At 59.7% G+C, this 17,303-nt stretch carries 20 protein-coding genes and 1 pseudogene; 12 read left to right on the top strand and 9 right to left on the bottom strand.

The features are described 5' to 3' along the window. Nucleotides 1-43: 43 nt before the first annotated feature. Complete coding sequence (locus tag HYI44_RS01250; protein WP_225568547.1) at nt 44-712, top strand: HAD-IA family hydrolase; 669 nt, start codon at nt 44-46, stop codon at nt 710-712. Nucleotides 713-945: 233 nt separating this feature from the next. On the opposite strand, the gene HYI44_RS01245 is transcribed toward HYI44_RS01250, so the two are convergent. Then, on the bottom strand, nt 946-1,263 hold the full coding sequence (locus HYI44_RS01245) for a DUF2388 domain-containing protein (RefSeq protein WP_201148555.1): 318 nt from the start codon (nt 1,261-1,263) through the stop codon (nt 946-948). 306 nt (nt 1,264-1,569) lie between these two features. On the opposite strand from HYI44_RS01245, the gene HYI44_RS01240 reads away from it, so the two are divergent. Further along, the gene (locus HYI44_RS01240; protein ID WP_225568546.1) at nt 1,570-2,163 is read left to right on the top strand and encodes a DinB family protein; all 594 of its coding nucleotides are present in this window, start codon (nt 1,570-1,572) and stop codon (nt 2,161-2,163) included. Here the strand turns inward: HYI44_RS01240 and HYI44_RS01235 are convergent. Beyond that, a pseudogene (locus HYI44_RS01235) lies at nt 2,093-2,251 on the bottom strand (LysR family transcriptional regulator); the annotation flags it as partial. The gene HYI44_RS01240 and the pseudogene HYI44_RS01235 overlap by 71 nt on opposite strands. Further along, the gene (locus HYI44_RS01230) at nt 2,252-3,136 is read right to left on the bottom strand and encodes a LysR substrate-binding domain-containing protein (protein ID WP_225568545.1); all 885 of its coding nucleotides are present in this window, start codon (nt 3,134-3,136) and stop codon (nt 2,252-2,254) included. Nucleotides 3,137-3,253: 117 nt separating this feature from the next. Between HYI44_RS01230 and HYI44_RS01225 the strand changes: the two genes are divergently transcribed. The 3 genes from HYI44_RS01225 to HYI44_RS01215 are packed head-to-tail and all read left to right on the top strand — an operon-like array spanning nt 3,254 to nt 5,514. Further along, nucleotides 3,254-4,270 carry an aldo/keto reductase gene (locus HYI44_RS01225; RefSeq protein ID WP_225568544.1) on the top strand — a complete coding sequence of 339 codons (1,017 nt, stop codon included), beginning with the start codon at nt 3,254-3,256 and terminating at the stop codon, nt 4,268-4,270. 2 nt (nt 4,271-4,272) lie between these two features. After that, the gene (locus tag HYI44_RS01220) at nt 4,273-5,070 is read left to right on the top strand and encodes an SDR family NAD(P)-dependent oxidoreductase (protein ID WP_045060395.1); all 798 of its coding nucleotides are present in this window, start codon (nt 4,273-4,275) and stop codon (nt 5,068-5,070) included. Nucleotides 5,071-5,103: 33 nt separating this feature from the next. Beyond that, nucleotides 5,104-5,514 (top strand): SRPBCC family protein, encoded by a 411-nt coding sequence (locus tag HYI44_RS01215; RefSeq protein WP_225568543.1) that lies wholly within the window; start codon nt 5,104-5,106, stop codon nt 5,512-5,514. 112 nt (nt 5,515-5,626) lie between these two features. Here HYI44_RS01215 and HYI44_RS01210 read toward each other — a convergent pair whose 3' ends face one another. Both HYI44_RS01210 and HYI44_RS01205 read right to left on the bottom strand, forming a co-directional pair. Continuing rightward, nucleotides 5,627-7,021 (bottom strand): sensor histidine kinase, encoded by a 1,395-nt coding sequence (locus HYI44_RS01210; protein WP_122839430.1) that lies wholly within the window; start codon nt 7,019-7,021, stop codon nt 5,627-5,629. Continuing rightward, nucleotides 6,999-7,682, bottom strand: coding sequence for a response regulator transcription factor (locus tag HYI44_RS01205; protein WP_225568542.1), 684 nt, complete (start codon nt 7,680-7,682; stop codon nt 6,999-7,001). Before HYI44_RS01205 ends, HYI44_RS01210 begins: the two co-directional genes overlap by 23 nt. A gap of 267 nt (nt 7,683-7,949) precedes the next feature. On the opposite strand from HYI44_RS01205, the gene HYI44_RS01200 reads away from it, so the two are divergent. Then, nucleotides 7,950-8,882 (top strand): hypothetical protein, encoded by a 933-nt coding sequence (locus HYI44_RS01200; RefSeq protein ID WP_225568541.1) that lies wholly within the window; start codon nt 7,950-7,952, stop codon nt 8,880-8,882. Between the two features lie 158 nt (nt 8,883-9,040). Here the strand turns inward: HYI44_RS01200 and HYI44_RS01195 are convergent, their stop codons facing one another. Beyond that, nucleotides 9,041-9,652, bottom strand: coding sequence for a glutathione S-transferase (locus HYI44_RS01195; protein WP_122839432.1), 612 nt, complete (start codon nt 9,650-9,652; stop codon nt 9,041-9,043). 362 nt (nt 9,653-10,014) lie between these two features. Here HYI44_RS01195 and HYI44_RS01190 point away from each other — a divergent pair, with 362 nt between their 5' ends. The 3 genes from HYI44_RS01190 to HYI44_RS01180 all read left to right on the top strand — a co-directional run bounded on the left by HYI44_RS01190 (nt 10,015) and on the right by HYI44_RS01180 (nt 12,567). Further along, nucleotides 10,015-10,419: a TraR/DksA family transcriptional regulator gene (locus HYI44_RS01190; protein ID WP_007907888.1), complete on the top strand. Its 405-nt coding sequence runs from the start codon at nt 10,015-10,017 to the stop codon at nt 10,417-10,419. 219 nt (nt 10,420-10,638) lie between these two features. Continuing rightward, on the top strand, nt 10,639-12,243 hold the full coding sequence (locus HYI44_RS01185; RefSeq protein ID WP_412548464.1) for a methyl-accepting chemotaxis protein: 1,605 nt from the start codon (nt 10,639-10,641) through the stop codon (nt 12,241-12,243). Nucleotides 12,244-12,363: 120 nt separating this feature from the next. Beyond that, the gene (locus tag HYI44_RS01180; RefSeq protein ID WP_122839433.1) at nt 12,364-12,567 is read left to right on the top strand and encodes a hypothetical protein; all 204 of its coding nucleotides are present in this window, start codon (nt 12,364-12,366) and stop codon (nt 12,565-12,567) included. 9 nt (nt 12,568-12,576) lie between these two features. Here HYI44_RS01180 and HYI44_RS01175 read toward each other — a convergent pair whose 3' ends face one another. Together HYI44_RS01175 and HYI44_RS01170 are read right to left on the bottom strand one after the other, a co-directional pair. Then, nucleotides 12,577-12,816, bottom strand: a complete 240-nt coding sequence (locus HYI44_RS01175) for a DUF2789 domain-containing protein (protein WP_122839434.1) — start codon at nt 12,814-12,816, stop codon at nt 12,577-12,579. 129 nt (nt 12,817-12,945) lie between these two features. Continuing rightward, nucleotides 12,946-13,176, bottom strand: coding sequence for a hypothetical protein (locus HYI44_RS01170; protein ID WP_045060403.1), 231 nt, complete (start codon nt 13,174-13,176; stop codon nt 12,946-12,948). Nucleotides 13,177-13,780: 604 nt separating this feature from the next. Here HYI44_RS01170 and HYI44_RS01165 point away from each other — a divergent pair. The 3 genes from HYI44_RS01165 (at nt 13,781) to HYI44_RS01155 (ending at nt 15,930) form a co-directional block, all read left to right on the top strand. Continuing rightward, nucleotides 13,781-14,251 (top strand): hypothetical protein, encoded by a 471-nt coding sequence (locus tag HYI44_RS01165; RefSeq protein WP_082069195.1) that lies wholly within the window; start codon nt 13,781-13,783, stop codon nt 14,249-14,251. Nucleotides 14,252-14,402: 151 nt separating this feature from the next. Further along, entirely contained in the window at nt 14,403-15,419 is a 1,017-nt protein-coding gene (locus HYI44_RS01160) for an ABC transporter substrate-binding protein (protein ID WP_045060405.1), read from the top strand. 73 nt (nt 15,420-15,492) lie between these two features. After that, on the top strand, nt 15,493-15,930 hold the full coding sequence (locus HYI44_RS01155; protein WP_225568539.1) for a DUF3995 domain-containing protein: 438 nt from the start codon (nt 15,493-15,495) through the stop codon (nt 15,928-15,930). A gap of 25 nt (nt 15,931-15,955) precedes the next feature. On the opposite strand, the gene HYI44_RS01150 is transcribed toward HYI44_RS01155, so the two are convergent. After that, complete coding sequence (locus tag HYI44_RS01150; RefSeq protein ID WP_225568538.1) at nt 15,956-17,275, bottom strand: MFS transporter; 1,320 nt, start codon at nt 17,273-17,275, stop codon at nt 15,956-15,958. Nucleotides 17,276-17,303: the final 28 nt, after the last annotated feature.

Here is a 17,303-nt window from a genome sequence, read left to right as displayed (position 1 = left end):
ATTGGGTGAAACCCCGCCCGTTACCTGGATAGGAAGTCTGCTTTTGCCTGCTGACGATGCTGTTTTCAATCGCGCTTACCGCGCCTTTCTCTTCGACATGGATGGCACCGTTCTCAACTCCATTGCTGCCGCCGAGCGAATCTGGACCACCTGGGCCCTGCGCCACGGCATCGATGTCGCATCATTCCTGCCCACCATCCATGGCGCCCGCGCCATCGACACGGTTAACCGTCAAGGTTTGCCGGGCATTGATGCACAGGCAGAAGCAGCCTGGGTCACCCAGGCCGAGATCGAGGATGTAGAGGGCATTGTCGAGGTGTCGGGGGCCGCGCGATTCTTGCGGTCGCTACCGGCCAGGCAGTGGGCGATCGTGACTTCGGCGCCCAAGGCATTGGCTTTGCGGCGGATGGCAGCGGCCGGTGTGCCGGCGCCAGACGTGATCATCACCGCCGAGGATGTCAGCGCGGGCAAGCCTGATCCTGCCGGTTACAAACTGGCGGCTGAGCGGTTGGGCGTAGAGATTGGCGAGTGCCTGATTTTTGAAGATGCCAGTGTGGGTATCCAGGCGGCTGAAGCGTCCGGCGCTGATTTGCTGGTGATCACCTCGACGCATCCGCACCCGATGGATACGCCCCACGCAACACTGGAAAGCTATGAGCGGGTGAGTGTTGCGGTGGATGTAGACGGGCAATTGACCTTGCAAAAGCGCTAAGACAACTCCGCCCGTATGGGCTGCCGCAGGCTGCGTTAACAACTGCGTCCGTAGGAGCTGCCGAAGGCTGCGTTAACAACTGCGTCCGTAGGAGCTGCCGCAGGCTGCGATCTTTTGATCTTCAGCAATTTACGAAAAATCAAAAGATCGCAGCCTTCGGCAGCTCCTACAGAATCAAAAGATTGCAGCCTTTGGCAGCTCCTACAGGGAGCCGCAGGACGTGTCGGGCTGGCTTACTGCCCCGACGCAGCACCATCGTTGATCAGGATGGCCCGGGCCAGGTCTTCATCGGTAGCGTTCAGGCCGGGATTGTCCTGGCGAATCTGATGCATCACCGACTCCAGATACACCCCGCGAATGGCGCCGCCGCTGGCAACGAAGCTTGAGGCATCATCCTTGGCTGGAATCATCAATTTGTGATCCTTGAACGTGGAATACAGCGACGCTGAAACCCCGGCCGAAGTGGCGACATCGCCGGCATCGACTTTGGCCATGGCAGAACCGAACGGCAAGCAAAGTACCAGTGAAGAGATCAGAACAAGACGGCGCATGACGGTGTCCTCCGACAGCTTGAAGCATAAGGGAATTACCACATACCTTAAGATGCATGTCGGGGCTCACTAGTTCCTTGAGCGGCAGATAATCATTTCAGACAACAAAACCTACCCGGCATTTCAAGGCCCCCGCGCACGTATGCAGGCCCTGGCAGGCATGCCGTGGGATACCGCAATGCAGATAGATTGCGCGCAGCTGTCTGTTTCCCCAAAGCGTCACCTGTACCGGTGATCAGCGCCCAGGCTGGCGGGGCTCGGCGGGTCTAAACTTGGCAGTGCGCCCATCGCAATGGGAGAACTGCAATGATCAATACAGCTACTGCCTGCATGCTGGCCGATTACAAGCGCTGGGCGGACCTGCGCCTGTTCGACAGCCTTGCCGCGCTGCCACCCGGTGAAGTCGATAGGCAACGGGTCTCGGTGTTCAACAATATGATTGGCACCTTGAACCACATCTACGTGGTGGACTGTATCTGGCAAGCCCACCTGGAGGGCCGCGGACACGGTTTCAAGACGTCACACGATCTGCTCCACGCTGACCTGCCGGACCTGCGCCAGGCCCAGAAGGACATTGATCACTGGTACTGCGACTGGAGCGCCAGGCAAACCGATGCCTCGCTGCTCAAACCGGTCGAGTTCGCATTCGTTTCCGGCGAAAACGGCACCATGAGCGCCGGCGCGATGCTGATGCACGTGATCAACCATGCCAGCTATCACCGTGGCTGGGTGGTGCAGATGTACTTCGAGATCCCGGCCATGCCTCCGGTAACGGATCTGCCGGTGTTCCTGCGCGAATATGATCCGCAGTTGAAGACACAGAAAGCACCGGCGGCGGCGCCGACATGTGTCGGGCTATTCGCGAGCGCCACCAACGTTTTGCCGGATCGTTATCGTTGACGCCGCTACACACTCTCGACAGCGGCGACAGCACAATGTCGAAGGGCGGAGCATCGGCACGCAACTGGCTGCTGCCTTCGATCAAACTTTACTCGGTCAGCACCTTCCTGAACGTTTCCACCAACGGCCGCAAGTTGATCCGGTGCCAAGCCGCCCACAACGGCGTGGTAAACGCTATCCACGGGACCTCCCGTAACACCACCCCTGGTGGCGCATTTCGACTCAAGCCTTTCTGAATCATCGCAATCCCCAGCCCTGAGGCGACCAGCCCCAGGGCGGTGAAGGGTTCGGTGGCTTCCATGCGGATGTCCGGGGTGAAGCCGGCGCGGATGCAGGCACTGACGAAGTCTTCGCGACTGGCGCGGTTCTGCCGGTGTTGCACGCCGATCCACTCCTGGGTGGCCAGGTCCGCCGGGGTCAGCATGCTTTGCCGTGCCAGCGGATGGTGCTCGGGCAGGGCCAGGAGCATCGGGTCGTCGAGGACCTGAAAGCCGAGGAGGTCGGGGTCGTCGTCGGTCGGTGGTTCGCTGACAAGGGCGATATCCAGACTACGCTGACGCAGGCCTTCGAGTTGTTCGGCGCAGCTCAGGTTGTACAGCGCGACGTGCACGCCTGGCCGGTCTGCCCGCAGCACGCGCAAGGCATTGGGCAGCACCCCAGCGTGCATGGCGTTTTCGATGTAGCCGATGCACAGGCCGCCTTCCTCACCGCGACCCAGGCGTTTGCCAAGGGATTCCAGGCGGTTGGCATGGGTCAGCAGGGCGCGGGTTTCGGCAAGGAAGGTCTGGCCGTCGCGGGTCAGGCGGATGCGTTGCTGGCTGCGCTCGAACAGGGTCAGACCCAGGCGTTCTTCGAGCTGGGCGATCTGCCGGCTCAAGGGCGACTGGGAAATGTGCAGGCGCTCGGCGGCGCGGCCGACATGCTCTTCTTCGGCGACGGCGACGAAGTAACGCAGTTGGCGGATGTCGATCATGTCAGACCCTCAGGGACTCAAGTGCTGCACATTATGTCTTGGACGGTCCGATCATCACAATCCAGAATCTGCTCAACGGTCGATTGACCGATCTCTGAATACGACGAGGTTTGCATCATGAGCTTGAAAGACAAACTGCCCGGCGCCCTGGGTTTTGGCACCGCGCCGCTGGGCAACATGTTCCGTGCCATTCCCGAGGAAGAGGCGCTGGCCACCGTGCACGGAGCCTGGGATGCCGGCGTGCGATATTTCGACACCGCGCCATTTTATGGCTCGGGCCTGGCGGAAATGCGCTTGGGTGCGGCGCTGGCTGGGTACAAGCGCGACGACTATGTGTTGAGTAGCAAAGTCGGGCGGGTAATTCTCGATGAGGTCGAGGATGCCGCGGCCCGGGACCTGGGCGAGAAGAGCGGAGTGTTCGAACACGGCCGGCCTAACAAAATCGTCAATGACTACAGCGCCGACGCGACGCTGCGCTCAATTGAAGACAGCCTCGAACGCCTGCAAACCGATCGCCTGGACATCGTCTGGGTGCATGATATTGCCCAGGATTTCTACGGGGACCAATGGCTCGAATACTTCAATCAGGCCCGCACCGGTGCCTTCAAGGTGCTGACACGCCTGCGTGAAGAAGGGGTTATCAAGGGCTGGGGGCTGGGGGTGAACAAGGTCGAGCCCTGTGAGCTGACTCTGGACCTGACCGAAGCGCAGCCGGATGGTTTTCTGCTGGCCGGGCGCTATACCTTGCTTGATCACGACCGGGCCCTGCAGCGCTTGATGGCGTCGGCGCTGGCGCAGAATGTCGAGATCGTGGTCGGTGGCCCTTACAGTTCCGGGATCCTGGCGGGCGGTGCACATTTTGAGTACCAGAAGGCCAGCCCGCAGATCGTCAGCAAGGTCGAACAGATCAAGCGCATTGCCGCGGCCCATGGTGTCGACGTCAAGGCTGCTGCGTTGCAGTTCAGCCTGGCTAACCCGGCAGTGGCGGCGGTCATTCCAGGTTCCAGTCGGCCGGGGCGGATTGCCGAGGATGTGGCGGCGCTGTCGGCGGTTATTCCTGCGGCGTTCTGGCAGGCAATGCGTGAAGCGAAACTGGTGTCCGAGCGGGCGCCGTTGCCAACGATGGGAGCTTGAAGATGAAAATTGATCTGAGCGAAAAACTGGCCATTGTCAGTGGCAGTACGGCCGGTATTGGCCTGGGCATCAGCAAGGCGCTGGCCGAATCCGGTGCAACGGTGGTGGTGATCGGCCGGGATACGGCCAAGGTCGAGCAGGCCCTTGAGAGCATTCGCCAGAGCGTGCCGGGCGCGCAGGTGCGGGGCCTGACGGCGGACCTTGGGACCGCAGAAGGCGCAGCGCAGCTGTTCGCTGCCGAGCCACGGGCGGACATCCTGGTGAATAACCTGGGGATCTTCAACGAGGTGGATTTCTTCGACGCGCCGGACAGTGAATGGACGCGCTTTTATGAAGTCAACGTGATTTCCGGCGTGCGCCTGTCCCGGCATTATGTGCCGGACATGGTCAAGCAAGGCTGGGGCCGGGTGATTTTCCTGTCCTCGGAATCCGGGGTGGCGACGCCAGCCGACATGATCAATTACGGCGTGACCAAGAGTGCTAACCTCGCGGTGTCCCATGGCCTGGCCAAGCGGCTGGCGGGCACCGGTGTGACGGTCAACGCGATCTTGCCCGGCCCGACGTTCACCGACGGCCTGGAGCAGATGCTCAAGGATGCCACCGCCGAATCCGGCCGCAGCGCCCGGGAGGAAGCTGACGCCTTTGTGCGCAAGGCGCGCCCGACTTCGATTATCCAGCGCGTGGCAGATGTCGAGGAGGTTGCCAATCTTGTGGCTTACATCGCTTCGCCATTGTCTTCGGCCACCACCGGCGCTGCTTTGCGTGTCGATGGCGGTGTTGTCGACAGCATGGCAATCTGATTTTTTTGATTGATGGATTGAGAGAGAACCTACATGGCAACTGCATCAGCGTTCATTGATATTCCGGCTTCGGCCGACGATGTCTGGCAATTGATTGGTGGCTTCAATTCGCTGCCGGACTGGCTGCCGTTCATTCCGAAAAGCGAACTGAGCGAAGGCGGGCGCGTGCGCAGCCTGCAGACCTCGGACGGCGCGGTAGTGGTTGAGCGGCTTGAGTCCTTTGATAACGCCGGGAAGACTTACAGTTACTCGATTTTGCAGGCGCCGTTTCCGGCCACTGATTATCTGGCGACGATCCGCGTTGAGGCTCAGGGCGAGGGTGCGCGCGTGACGTGGTCGGGGCAGTTTGTACCGGTGGGCGTGACCGAGGAGGAAGTGGTGGCGTTGTTCAGCGGGATTTACCAGGGTGGCGTGCAAGCTTTGCGGGCCAATTATCCGGGGTAACCCCGATCGACATGGGGCCAGTGTGGGAGCGGGCTTGCCCGCGATGGCGGTGGGTCAGGCAACGCACATTTTGAATGTGCCAGCCTCATCGCGATTCATCGCCCCATGAACCTCAGGTCTGGGCAATGGGCGGTTGCCGGCACTCAAGCACCAGCCGAGCGCCGCCCAGTTCGCTTTCACCGAGGTCCAGGGTGAACCCATGCAGGCTGACGATCGCTGCGACTATCGACAGGCCCAAGCCAAATCCGCTTTGCTGATTCCCGCCCTCGGCGCGGTAGAACCGCTGGAACACGGCTTCTCTTTCTGCCAGCGCAATGCCAGGCCCAGAGTCGAGCACTTCGATTCGCGTATGCCCCCCCGCATCGATCCCGCGCAAAATCACCTCGCCACCCGGTGGCGTGAACTTGATCGAGTTGCTCAGCAGGTTGGCCAAGGCCTCGAACAACAAAGCCCGATCGCCATTGAGCGGCGGCAACGTAGCGGGCAGCTGCAGCCTGAACGTCAGTTCGCCTTCCTCCGCCAGTGGCAAGTAGAAATCATGCAGCTCCTGCAGCATGGGCAACGGGTCAAGCTGCACGAAACCGGAGCGCCGCTGCCGGTCTTCCAGTTCGGAGATCCGCAACAGGCCACGAAAGCGTGCCATCAGGGTATCCGCCTCACCCAACACTGAATCAAGCTGCGCGGCCAGGGGCGAGCCGTCGTCCGCCTGCTGCTGAATCCGGTACAGCTGCGCCCGCAGGCGCGTCAGTGGGGTGCGCAGGTCGTGGGCGATGTTGTCGCAGACGCCCTTGACCTCATTCATCAGGCGCTCGATGCGTTCAAGCATGGCGTTGACGATGGCGGCCAGCATGTCCAGTTCGTCACGGCGATTGGACAGCGGCAGGCGGCGGGTCAGGTCGCCGGCGACGATCGCCTCCGCGCTGGCCTGGATTGCGCGAATCCGCCGCAGGGGGCGGCGGCGCAACAGGTGCCAGCCAGCGATGCCCGGAAGTATGGTCAGGGTCACTCCCCAGAACAGCGCGTGCAAAATGATCCGCGTCACCGCGAACAGCGAGCCGTTGTCGCGCACCAGGATCAGCCAGCGACCGTCCTGCGTCTGGGTGGCGACCGCGTCACAGCTGTCGGCAGGCAGGCTCGGGTCATCGGAATCGGCGCAGTCGCTCAGCATGTGGATTTTGCCGTCCAGCAGCAGACCTTTGGGGATGTGGTCCAGCGCGCCGCTGAGGTAGCGGTGCTGATCGTCAAACAGGCCATAAGCGTCGATGCCGCGAATGTCGAACGTCATGCTGACGGCCAGGGCGTCAAGCAGTTGCTGGCCCTGGAAATGCGAGAACAGGTGCTGGCGTTGCAACAGCGAGTGCTTGGCCAGGTTGTCGAGGTAGGCGGACACCTCGTAGTACATCACGCCCATCAGAATCCCGCTCCAGATCACGAACAGCGAACTGTAGAGCGCCAGCAACCGGCTGCTGGAGGAGCGCCAGCCGTTAGAGGGGTTCGGCAATGACATAACCTGAGCCTCGCACGGTCCGAATCAGTGGGACATTGCCAGGCGGGTCGATCTTTTTGCGCAGGCGACCGATATGCACGTCGATGAGATTGGTGCCGGGGTCGAAGTGATAACCCCATACCTCCTCGAAAATCATCATGCGCGAGAGAATCTGCCCGGTATTGCGCATCAGGAATTCGAGCAGTTTGTATTCGGTGGGCAGCAGCGTCAGCAGTTGGCCGTCGCGACTGGCTTCGTGGGTGATCAGGTTCAGCTCAAGGTCGGCGACCCGCAACGTAGTGATCTGGGCGGTGACGGTGTTCTGCCGGCGCAACAGGACTTCCACCCGGGCTGCCATTTCATCGGTGGCGAAGGGCTTGGTCAGGTAATCGTCACCGCCTGCGCGCAGCCCGCGAACCCGCTCATCGACGTCGGAGAGGGCGCTGATCATCAGGATGGGCGTGGCCACACCCATGGTGCGCAAGGTGGTGACGATCGCCAGGCCATCCAGCTCGGGCAGCATGCGGTCGAGGGTGATCAGGTCATAGTTGCCACTGACTGCCCGCTCGAGGCCTTCTCGGCCGTTATCCACCCAGTCCACGTCAAGGCCATGGCTGCTGAGTTCGGCAACGATTTCCCGGGCGGTCACGGCGTCGTCTTCGATGGTCAAGATTCGGGTCATTGGCGGGCCTGATTGGGGTTCACAACGGTGGATCCATTTTGCCAAGAAAACAGCTCGTTCTTTCTAAATAAAAATTCATCCGCAAATGCAATGCATAAAACCCGCTGATATCGACGTTTTGTTGCAATTTGCATGATGCTGGCAAGTTCAATTTTTATAAGCTATTGAAAAATATAGTTTTATTAAAAAATCGCGCTTGGCACGCCGACTGCAATTGTTCAGGCAGCTACTTGTAACAATATCTTTCCTGCCTGGAGCGACACAATAATGAATAGATCCTCGGATGGTTTCTATCCTGCCGCAGAAGAATCAAACGCGCGGTCGGGCGTTTCCTGGGGTGCGATTTTTGCCGGTGCCGCTGCGGCGGCGGCGTTGTCGCTGATCCTCGTATTGCTGGGCTTTGGCCTTGGCTTCTCGGCGGTTTCGCCATGGGCCAACGAAGGCGTAAGCGCCAAGGGGCTGGGCATTTCCACGATCGTCTGGCTGGCCTTCACACAAATCGTCGCATCGGGCCTCGGTGGCTACATTGCGGGCCGTCTGCGGGTCAAATGGGCCAACATGCACGGCGATGAAGTTTACTTCCGTGATACCGCCCACGGCTTCCTTTCGTGGTGCGTTGCAACGCTGGTGGCCGCGACCCTGGTGGTCGGTTCGGTCAGCAGCATCATCAGTGGTGGCGTGCAAGCCGGTGCCAGTGTGGTCGGGGGTGCAGCCAGCATGGCTACCCAGGCAGCAGGTTCGGCAGCGGGCAACACCGACAGTGACCAGTATGGTTACTTCATCGACAGCCTGTTCCGTGATGATCGTCCAGCCGCCGTCGGCGATGACGCCGCCCGTGGCACCGTCACCCGCATCTTCGTACGCAGCCTGAACGACGGCCAACTCGCCGCCGAAGACCGTACCTACCTTGCACAACTGGTTGCCCAGCGTACCAACCTGACCCAGGCCGATGCCGAACGTCGTGTTGACGAAGTGTATGCCCGTACCCAGAAAGCCGTGGCCGACGCCAAACAGGCTGCCAAGGAAGCGGCTGACACCGCTGCCAAAGTGGCTGCCACTACCACCTTGTGGATGTTTGTTGCGCTGCTGATCGGTGCCTTCTTCGCCAGCCTCGCTGCCACCTTCGGCGGTCGTCGCCGTGATGCCGTGGTGTATGTCGAGTCCGACGCCTACGTCACTACTACCAACTCGATTCGTTAAACCAGGAGAAACCTCATGCGCTCATTACTGTTGTTCTTTCTCGGTGTGCCGATCCCGATCATTATCCTGATCGCCCTGTTTATGCACTGATAGTCCTGGAGCTTGTGCTCCTGCCGCTTCTGCCTCTGGTAGAAGCGGCTTTTTTGTTTAAGGGGGATTCATTCGATCGGCGTGTCCAGGAAGGCTTCCAGCTGCTCCGCATATGCTGTAAACGCGCTGATCTGTGGAAACTGCTCACTGTCCACCTGCTCCGGCACCACCAGCCGAGAGAAGCTCCAGGCTACCGCCACGCTGATCCCGGCCTGGTCGATCGAACCATCGGCCTTCAAAGGCGCAAACTCCAGCTCGCGCTCAAGCGCCGAATATGCCGCTGCCAGTTGTCCCTCCACCCGTTCCACCCAGGGTTCATATTGAATCTCGGCGGGCCGCAGGTTGCGTTCGTAATACAGCTGTACGGATTTTTCACAGGCGGCCAACGCCAGGCCAGTCAGGCGCAATGCGCGCAAGCGTTGATCGAGTTCGCCGGGCATCAGGGTCTTGTTCGACCCGGCCAACGCCTCCAGGTAGTCGATGATCAGCGTCGAGTCGATCAGCACATCGCCGTTGTCCAGCACCAGGGTTGGCGCCTTGACCACTGGATTGATCTGCTGGAACTGCTCGAAGTGACGAAACACCGAGACTGATTGATGTTCCAGAGGGATGCCCAGGCACTTGGCGCTAATGGCCACGCGCCGCACGTAGGGCGAATCGAGCATGCCGATCAGCTTCATGGATACTCTCCTTGGGGTCGGGCTTATGGAATGCTCAACCTTAGCTCAGGTTGGGCGCGGTGCAATAGATGTACAGGGAGCCGCCGTTTGTCCTCTATATACAGCCACCCGATTGAATTTCTTGCTATAAACGCACTCCGATAACCACTGCAACGACTGCCGTAGAGCATTTTCGGGGTCTTGTCGGACGAATTCACTGTCTTTTCAGTTGCTGAGGCCTCAAGTCGGCCTTAGACTGCCGCCCCTCGTAAATTGAGTGCCGGGTGGCGCTTGGAATAAATGGCGCCTTTGCGTTGGCCTTCCCAGGCCCAGCGGAACGCTCCCTAATTCGCCTTAATGCACGTTTTTTTATAGAGATATCAATGACAAAGGACAAGTTGCTGGCCATGCCGGCGGATGACTACATGAATGCCGAGCAACATGCTTTTTTCTCCGAGCTGTTGCAAAACATGAAAGTCGAAACCCATGAGCGCATCGAACAGAACCGCATCGCCATCGAGAGCCTGGACACCCCAGCCGATCCGGCCGACGCTGCTTCCGTCGAAGAAGAGCGCACCTGGCTGGTAAACGCGATCGATCGCGACCAGCGCATGCTGCCTCAGTTGGAACAAGCCCTTGAGCGCATCAAGGAAGACAGCTTCGGCTGGTGCGATGACAGCGGCGAGGCAATTGGCCTCAAGCGCCTGCTGATCAGCCCGACCACCAAGTACTGCATCGAAGCACAAGAGCGTCACGAACAGATCGACAAGCACCAGCGTCAGGCCTGATTTCGTTTCGTAGCGCTTACATCGCGGGCAAGCCCGCTCCCGCAAGGTTTGCGTTGAACCTGTGGGAGCGGGCTTGCCCGCGATGCTTTTTATCGTCTGCACAAAACCCGACACGCTTCTATTGATCTGCTGCAATAACCGCGACTAACGGACCATGGATAATGGCCAGGTAGTGGCGTTAAATGCGGGTACAACAATTAGAAGACACGTGGGGTGACGATGATGACGAGAGACGGATCTCTGGTTGGGCCAGTGCCGGCACCAGTACCGGCAACCCGCAACCAATGGCTCACGCCGACGCTGCAAAGTGTCGCGCTGCTGCTCCTGCTAGGGGGCATCACGCTGGGAGGCTGGTCGCTGGCTGTCGGCCTGCCGCTGGCGATGCTGATTATCTGGCTGCCGCGCCTGCGGCAGCGCAGAGCCCCTGAGGCGCCTGCCGACACATCCGACGGCATCGCCGGGTTGACCCGCGATCTGTCGTACGCCACCAGCCACAATGCGCTTTCAGCCGCCGGCGTCGCCTATTCGGTCAAGCAACTGGCCGACCGCCTGCAGTCGCAACTGGGGGCGGCTGCGCAAATCGTCAGCAATGCCGAAGTACTGATTGCCACCGAACAAGCCACATCACTGCTCAGCCAGCAAGCGCTGGGGGCCGCCAGCGAAGCTCATCACAGCAGCGCGGCCGGACGTTCGCAACTGGTCGAGTCGATCGCGCGCATGCATCAACTCAGTCAGCGCGCGAGCAACAGCCGGGAAATGATCGAAGCCTTGAGCCTGCGCAGCGACGACATCCAGCGAGTGACGCTGGTGATCCAGTCCATTGCCAGCCAGACCAACCTGCTGGCCCTGAATGCGGCCATCGAGGCGGCGCGGGCAGGTGAACATGGCCGGGGCTTTGCGGTCGTTGCCGATGAAGTGCGCGGCCTGGCTGCGCGCACGGCGACCGCAACGGGCGAGGTCGGCGAGATGGTCGCCGATATCCAGCAACGCACGGCGCAAGTGGTGGAGCAGATTCGTCAACTGTCCAGCGATCTGGACCAGGGCGTCGAACAGGTCGAGCAAACCGGACAGCACCTGGAGAACATCGCGCGGCTGGCAGCCGGGGTTGAACACCAGGTCGGCGAAATCGCCCAGGGCGCGGCGACCAACCGCGAGCAACTGGACAGCCTGTTCCACGCCATCGAGCAGATGCGCAGCGACCTGGGCGTCAGCGACCAGCAGACCCAACGACTGGCGCTGGCCGCAGTGCAAATGGAAGGGCAGGCCGAAACCATTAGCGAGCGGCTTGCCGAAGTCGGCCTGGATGATTACCACCAACGCATCTACGACCTCGCCCGCGAAGGCGCAAGCCAGATCACGGCGCGATTCGAAGCTGATATCGACCAGGGACGTGTCAGCCTCGATGACCTGTTCGATCGCAATTACCAGGCGATTCCCAACACTCATCCCGGCAAGTTCCAGACCCGCTTCGATCGTTACACCGACCAGGTGTTGCCGGCCATCCAGGAACCCCTGCTGGCCCGTCACGAGGGCCTGGTGTTCGCCATCGCCTGCACGCAGCAGGGCTATGTGCCCACCCATAACAAGGTGTTCAGCCAACCGTTGACTGGCGATGCGCAACTGGACGCGCTGCACAATCGTACCAAGCGCAAGTTTGCCGATCGCACGGGCATTCGTTGTGGCAGCCATCAGCAACCCGTGCTGCTGCAAACCTATACCCGCGACACCGGTGAATTGATGCACGATCTTTCGGTGCCAATTCTGCTCAAAGGGCGTCACTGGGGTGGTTTGCGCCTGGGCTATAAACCAGAGAGTCCGCGCTGACCTGGAGGCCATTGTTACGGGTTCGGCAACTAAGCTGTGCAGCGGCGTTGCTGTTTCCTCGCCGGGAAACTCATTAACCTACCGACATAGTTAGGTGACTAATGAATTAGGCGAGGCAATATGCAAAGCAAAGTGGATGTTGCGGTGATGATTGGCAGCGCTGTGCCCTCGAACCTGCGGGCGATGGGGCAGAGTGTCTGCTGGGTGGTGCTGCTGAACGGGGAGCGTCGCGGTACGGCGTTCGCCAGTCGCAATGAAGCGCAGGAGTGCAAAGCTGCCTGGCTTGCGCAATTGAGCGCAACACAACAAGGCAGCCTGCACTGAGTCCGCTGCTTAGTGCACCTGGTGCATGCGCAGGTTGAGGTCGTCGACCACCCGCGCCCAGTCAGCATCTTCGCGCAATTGTTCTTTCAGGAAGCCCGCCTGCTGCGGCGTCCAGAATTCGGCGTCGATCAGCTTCTTGTCGTCGGGGAGGGGAGAGTGACTGGCGATGAAGTCGTCGATCGCCTTCTCGCTGGAATCCAGGCCCAACTGGTCAAACAGGCCTTTCAAATCATGTGTAGGTGCATCCATGTTGATCTCCTTGAGTGCCGCGTCGAGTGCAAGTGCTGAAGTACGGCTCATTGCATCTGAGGCGGCCGCGCTCCAGGAGTTCGATAGCGATGTTCTAAAGCAGGGCAAGCATAGACGGCAAACTGAAGGTCAGGCTTTTAACGCGCCCTCATCAACAGCCAGCTTGAGTGCCTTGGCGGCATCCTGGGCGGCAATGGCGGCCACGTCGGCGGTCTTGAACCAGCGGTCCTTTTCGACCTGGTGGCAGGTGACGGTGGTCAGCGGCGGTTTGGCGCGCATGATGATGACTGCCTGGAACTCACCCTCGACTTCCCTGACTTCGCCCCGGATGAAAAATTCGCCGATATCAAATTCCGTCACGTCGCAGCCTTCCCATGAGAATATTCTGTTGTTTTGAACGTCGCCCGCCGTTGGGACGGATTTCATTGGTCGGGCAGTATGGCAGTAGTTGCCTGCCGGCGGCTGAGATAAGTCGCCGGCATGACGAAACGCCTGTCGAAGCCGCAGTCAGTGGCGGCACTCCAGGGCGTGGCCTGCAAATGATTGCACGGGGAGCCAGGCAGTTGGCTGAAGTGTGTTTAAGTGCACCTGTGAAGTCCTTTTCACGGGTTTGCCGACGTCTGTTCGTCGTTATGGGTAGTCTGGAAGAGCGTCGCTGCTCTAGAATCACCCGCAGTGCCGGGCATACGTGCCTATCCAAAGCGATTTTTGCCTGGCGATCTGTTGGAAAAATGCTTTTTTCAAAGCGATTTTTTCCCGGAGTTGATAGTCCGTTTTCTCTGGCGTAAAAAAGGCGCTGTACTCCAAGTCTTGAAAAGCGCCAGACAGGACGACGTGGGTGGTATTCCATTATTCTGTTGATCTGGGATTCACCCCGGTTTATGTGTTCATTTCGGCATTGCCGCTATTTTCTGCCGTGCGCCCGTTTCGCGCGCGGCACCATTTCAGATGTGGGGATGTTTCCTTGGCAGTAAGTAATCTCGATATGCATGCTTTGTTCGTGCTGGGTGATCTGCGGGCAAAGCTGGTTAAACAGTTTCAGTCACGTTTCGTTTACATCACCGAACAAAACGCCGAAGGCATTTACATTGCCGAAATCGATACCGAAGAGTCGTTGGTCGTTGATGATAAACCCGGGCTCAAGCTCAAGGTTGGCGATCACTTCAGCGCATCCGTGCTGCCCAGTCGCGAAGGCGGCAAGCTGGATATCAAGTTTCGCGAAATTAAACTGACCGTTTACGGCCTTGGCGATTATGCGTTCGTGACTACCGCTGATGGCCACGGCATCGTGTTCAAGGAAGGCCATAGCGTGGTGATGGTGTTCGCCGCGCACCAGCAGTTGCAGGAAGGTTTGACCAAGACTCTCAAGGCCGTCACGGCCAAGGCCGCGAAATGGCGCAAGGGTGAACTGGTGACCTTCAAGGCCAGCGAATAAGCGGTCGGCACTGCAGTACATTTGCGAAAACAGATTCACGCCCTTCGAAAGCAGGAACCTCTACTACAGTCAGTGGACTGAGTATTTTGAGGCTCGCGGTCTTCTGCCCGGCCATCCTGCTATTGCTGTGAACAGCACGAGGTGCAAAAGCATGAAAGGATTACGACGGTTCCTGGCCGCTGCCCTGGCCACTGGCGCTTTGTTCGCTTCATCCGGCCCGGTGGCCGCCGCCCAGGCGCCCATCCATTTTGCCGACCTGAATTGGGAAAGCGGCAGCCTGATCACCGATATCCTGCGGATCATCGTCGAGAAGGGTTACGGACTGCCCACCGATACCCTGCCGGGCACGACCATTACCCTGGAAACCGCGCTGGCCAACAACGATATCCAGGTGATCGGCGAAGAATGGGCCGGGCGCAGTCCGGTCTGGGTCAAGGCCGAGGCTGAAGGCAAGGTGGTGAGCCTGGGCGACACGGTCAAGGGTGCCACCGAAGGCTGGTGGGTGCCCGAGTATGTGATCAAGGGTGACCCGGCCAAGGGCATCAAGGCCGTGGCCCCGGACCTGCGCAGCGTCACCGATCTGCCCAGGTACAAGGACGTGTTCAGCGATCCGGAATCGCCTGGCAAGGGCCGCTTTCTCAACAGCCCGATCGGCTGGACGTCCGAGGTGGTCAACAAGCAGAAGCTCAAGGCCTACGGGCTGGACGACAGTTACGTGAACTTCCGCAGCGGGTCCGGGGCGGCGCTGGATGCCGAGATCAGTTCCTCGATTCGTCGAGGCAAACCGATCCTGTTCTATTACTGGTCGCCGACGCCGCTGCTGGGCCGCTTCAAGCTGATCCAGCTGGAAGAACCGCCGTTCAATGCCGAAGCCTGGAAGACCCTCACCGACGCCGACAATCCCAATCCGCAACCGACCCGCTCGCTGGCGTCGAAGCTGTCGATCGGCGTCTCCACCCCGTTCCAGAAGCAGTACCCGCAGATTGCCGAGTTTTTCAGCAAGGTCGATTTCCCGATCGAGCCGTTGAACAAGGCGTTGGCCCAGATGAGCGAAAAACACACCGCGCCACGCCAGGCGGCCGAAGCGTTCATGAAGGCGCATCCGGACGTTTGGCAGGCCTGGGTGCCCAAGGATGTCGCCGCCAAAGTCGCTGCCGAGTTGAAGTGAGTTTGGGCCTGCCCTTACATAATCGTTCGGGGAGGTTCATCCTGCGCGCACATTTCACGCTGGAAGTTTGACTATGAGCCTGGTAATTGCGCAATGGATGGCTGCCGTCTTCCTCCTGATCAGCCTGGTCCACCTGTACTGGGCGGCCGGTGGCAAGCTGGGCAGCGAGGCCGCCGTGCCGCGAGTGCCCAGGGAGGACGACCAAGGCTCCAGGCCGGCCTTCAAGCCTTTTGGATTTGCCACGCTGCTGGTGGCGGTCGGCCTGCTGCTGATCGCGATGCTGGTGTGCCTGCGGGTCGGCCTATACCTGCCGACGGTGCATCACTGGTCACTGCAGTGGGTGATCAGCGCCATTGCGATGCTGATGTTCGCCCGGGCGATTGGCGATTCGAATCTTGTAGGGTTTTTCAAACAGGTCAAGAATTCCAAATTTGCCCGCCTCGATACCTGGGCGTATTCGCCGTTGTGTGTAGTGCTGGGGGCAGGGTTGCTGGCGGTGGCTTGGATCTGAAGAGCGGGGCACGGCAACGGTGCTATCAAGCCTTGCTGGAAGCCCCGCTGAACGCTGCAGGGTACTTGTCCAGGTAAGCATCGTTGAGCTGGGTATCCTGGGAGCGCATGAATCGCTTGAAATCAGGTATCAGCAGAACCAGCAGGGATAACAGCAGCACCATGGCACCCAGCAGCGTGATGGTTATCGCGACTCCCAGTTGGCCAATGAAGGTGCTCATCGCAAAGCTCCCCAAGGGACTGGCCGCTGCGGACAGGAACGCAACCGTGGCGAACACGCGGTTGCGATGCGATTTTGGTGTCGCCAGCAGCCGTACGGACGAGGTAGGGATGTTGATCAGCATCAGTCCGACGCCACCGCAGAAAAACGCGACGGTGACGATAACCGAAGATGTAACGGTCCCGAACACCAACAGATTGCAACCCAATAGTGCGAACCCGGCGGACACACACATGTCCCGAGGGATTCGGCCGGACAACGATCCGATGATCTTGTAACTGCCCAGCAGAATGCCCAGCCCGAAGCTGGCATCCAGCAAACCGATGTAAGTCACCGGGTATTGGATGACGTCTTTCACATAGAGCGGAATCAGAAGGGTGAAAAACGGGTAGAGGGCAAAGTTGATCAACATCGCAATAAGCGCCAGGTAAAACTCCACTTTCACGCCGTAGACCACCTTGAAGCCGGAGTAGATCATGCTGAAGCCATTGGCAGTCGCAGGGTTTGCGCTGTCGTCGGGAGCGCCGATGGGGCTTGGGATGGTCGCAATCAATAACCCGGCGACGAGGATCGCAAAAAAATCCGCAGCTAAAGCGAAAGTGATGCCAAATCCGTAAATCAACCCGCTGGCCAGCGCCGGTCCCAGCAGCATCGACAACGACGACATCACGCTTTTGCTCCTGAAGGCCAGCGAGACTTTGTCGTCGCTGGCAAACAAAGGAATGATCGACGCCTGCAGCGGGTCACGCACGCCAACGATCGCGCTGCTGAGCATCATCAGCGCACCCACCGTCCAGGGGTTGAACTCGCCAGTGGCCGACAGCATCAACATAAGCAGCGCGCTGGTCAGGCTGAGCCATGAGGCGAGCTTGATGATCCGGATTTTGTTGTACTTGTCGCCCATCCACCCCAACAGGGGCCTGGCCAGCACCTCTGCCGCGATGGAACAGGCAATCATGTTGGCGAAGTAGAGCGCCGAGCCGGTTTCCTGGAGCACCCACCACGCGACGGCAAGTTGATTGCAGCGTCCGCCCAGAACCATTAGAAAAAAACTGAACTGAACCTTCAGTAGTCGGCGGTCGATAACAGGAAACTCCCACAGGCTGTTTGAGAAATCTGCACTCATTGATTTACCGATGAGCTGTGGGAGCAAG

Source organism: Pseudomonas sp. Y24-6 (assembly GCF_020295325.1).
In the GTDB taxonomy this organism is placed as follows: Bacteria; Pseudomonadota; Gammaproteobacteria; order Pseudomonadales; family Pseudomonadaceae; genus Aquipseudomonas; species Aquipseudomonas gregormendelii.
Note: the sequence above shows the minus strand (reverse complement) of the source record. Positions and strands in the feature narration are given on the sequence as shown.

Bases quoted from the DNA above. Each gene is read 5' to 3' on its own strand.
- HYI44_RS01155 (WP_225568539.1), top strand. From the start codon at position 15,493: ATGAGCCTGGTAATTGCGCAATGGATGGCTGCCGTCTTCCTCCTGATC.
- HYI44_RS01195 (WP_122839432.1), bottom strand. From the start codon at position 9,652: ATGAAGCTGATCGGCATGCTCGATTCGCCCTACGTGCGGCGCGTGGCC.
- HYI44_RS01200 (WP_225568541.1), top strand. From the start codon at position 7,950: ATGAATAGATCCTCGGATGGTTTCTATCCTGCCGCAGAAGAATCAAAC.
- HYI44_RS01210 (WP_122839430.1), bottom strand. From the start codon at position 7,021: ATGTCATTGCCGAACCCCTCTAACGGCTGGCGCTCCTCCAGCAGCCGG.
- HYI44_RS01205 (WP_225568542.1), bottom strand. From the start codon at position 7,682: ATGACCCGAATCTTGACCATCGAAGACGACGCCGTGACCGCCCGGGAA.
- HYI44_RS01230 (WP_225568545.1), bottom strand. From the start codon at position 3,136: ATGATCGACATCCGCCAACTGCGTTACTTCGTCGCCGTCGCCGAAGAA.
- HYI44_RS01215 (WP_225568543.1), top strand. From the start codon at position 5,104: ATGGCAACTGCATCAGCGTTCATTGATATTCCGGCTTCGGCCGACGAT.
- HYI44_RS01245 (WP_201148555.1), bottom strand. From the start codon at position 1,263: ATGCGCCGTCTTGTTCTGATCTCTTCACTGGTACTTTGCTTGCCGTTC.
- HYI44_RS01185 (WP_412548464.1), top strand. From the start codon at position 10,639: ATGATGACGAGAGACGGATCTCTGGTTGGGCCAGTGCCGGCACCAGTA.
- HYI44_RS01180 (WP_122839433.1), top strand. From the start codon at position 12,364: ATGCAAAGCAAAGTGGATGTTGCGGTGATGATTGGCAGCGCTGTGCCC.
- HYI44_RS01190 (WP_007907888.1), top strand. From the start codon at position 10,015: ATGACAAAGGACAAGTTGCTGGCCATGCCGGCGGATGACTACATGAAT.
- HYI44_RS01160 (WP_045060405.1), top strand. From the start codon at position 14,403: ATGAAAGGATTACGACGGTTCCTGGCCGCTGCCCTGGCCACTGGCGCT.
- HYI44_RS01240 (WP_225568546.1), top strand. From the start codon at position 1,570: ATGATCAATACAGCTACTGCCTGCATGCTGGCCGATTACAAGCGCTGG.
- HYI44_RS01175 (WP_122839434.1), bottom strand. From the start codon at position 12,816: ATGGATGCACCTACACATGATTTGAAAGGCCTGTTTGACCAGTTGGGC.
- HYI44_RS01220 (WP_045060395.1), top strand. From the start codon at position 4,273: ATGAAAATTGATCTGAGCGAAAAACTGGCCATTGTCAGTGGCAGTACG.
- HYI44_RS01150 (WP_225568538.1), bottom strand. From the start codon at position 17,275: ATGAGTGCAGATTTCTCAAACAGCCTGTGGGAGTTTCCTGTTATCGAC.
- HYI44_RS01225 (WP_225568544.1), top strand. From the start codon at position 3,254: ATGAGCTTGAAAGACAAACTGCCCGGCGCCCTGGGTTTTGGCACCGCG.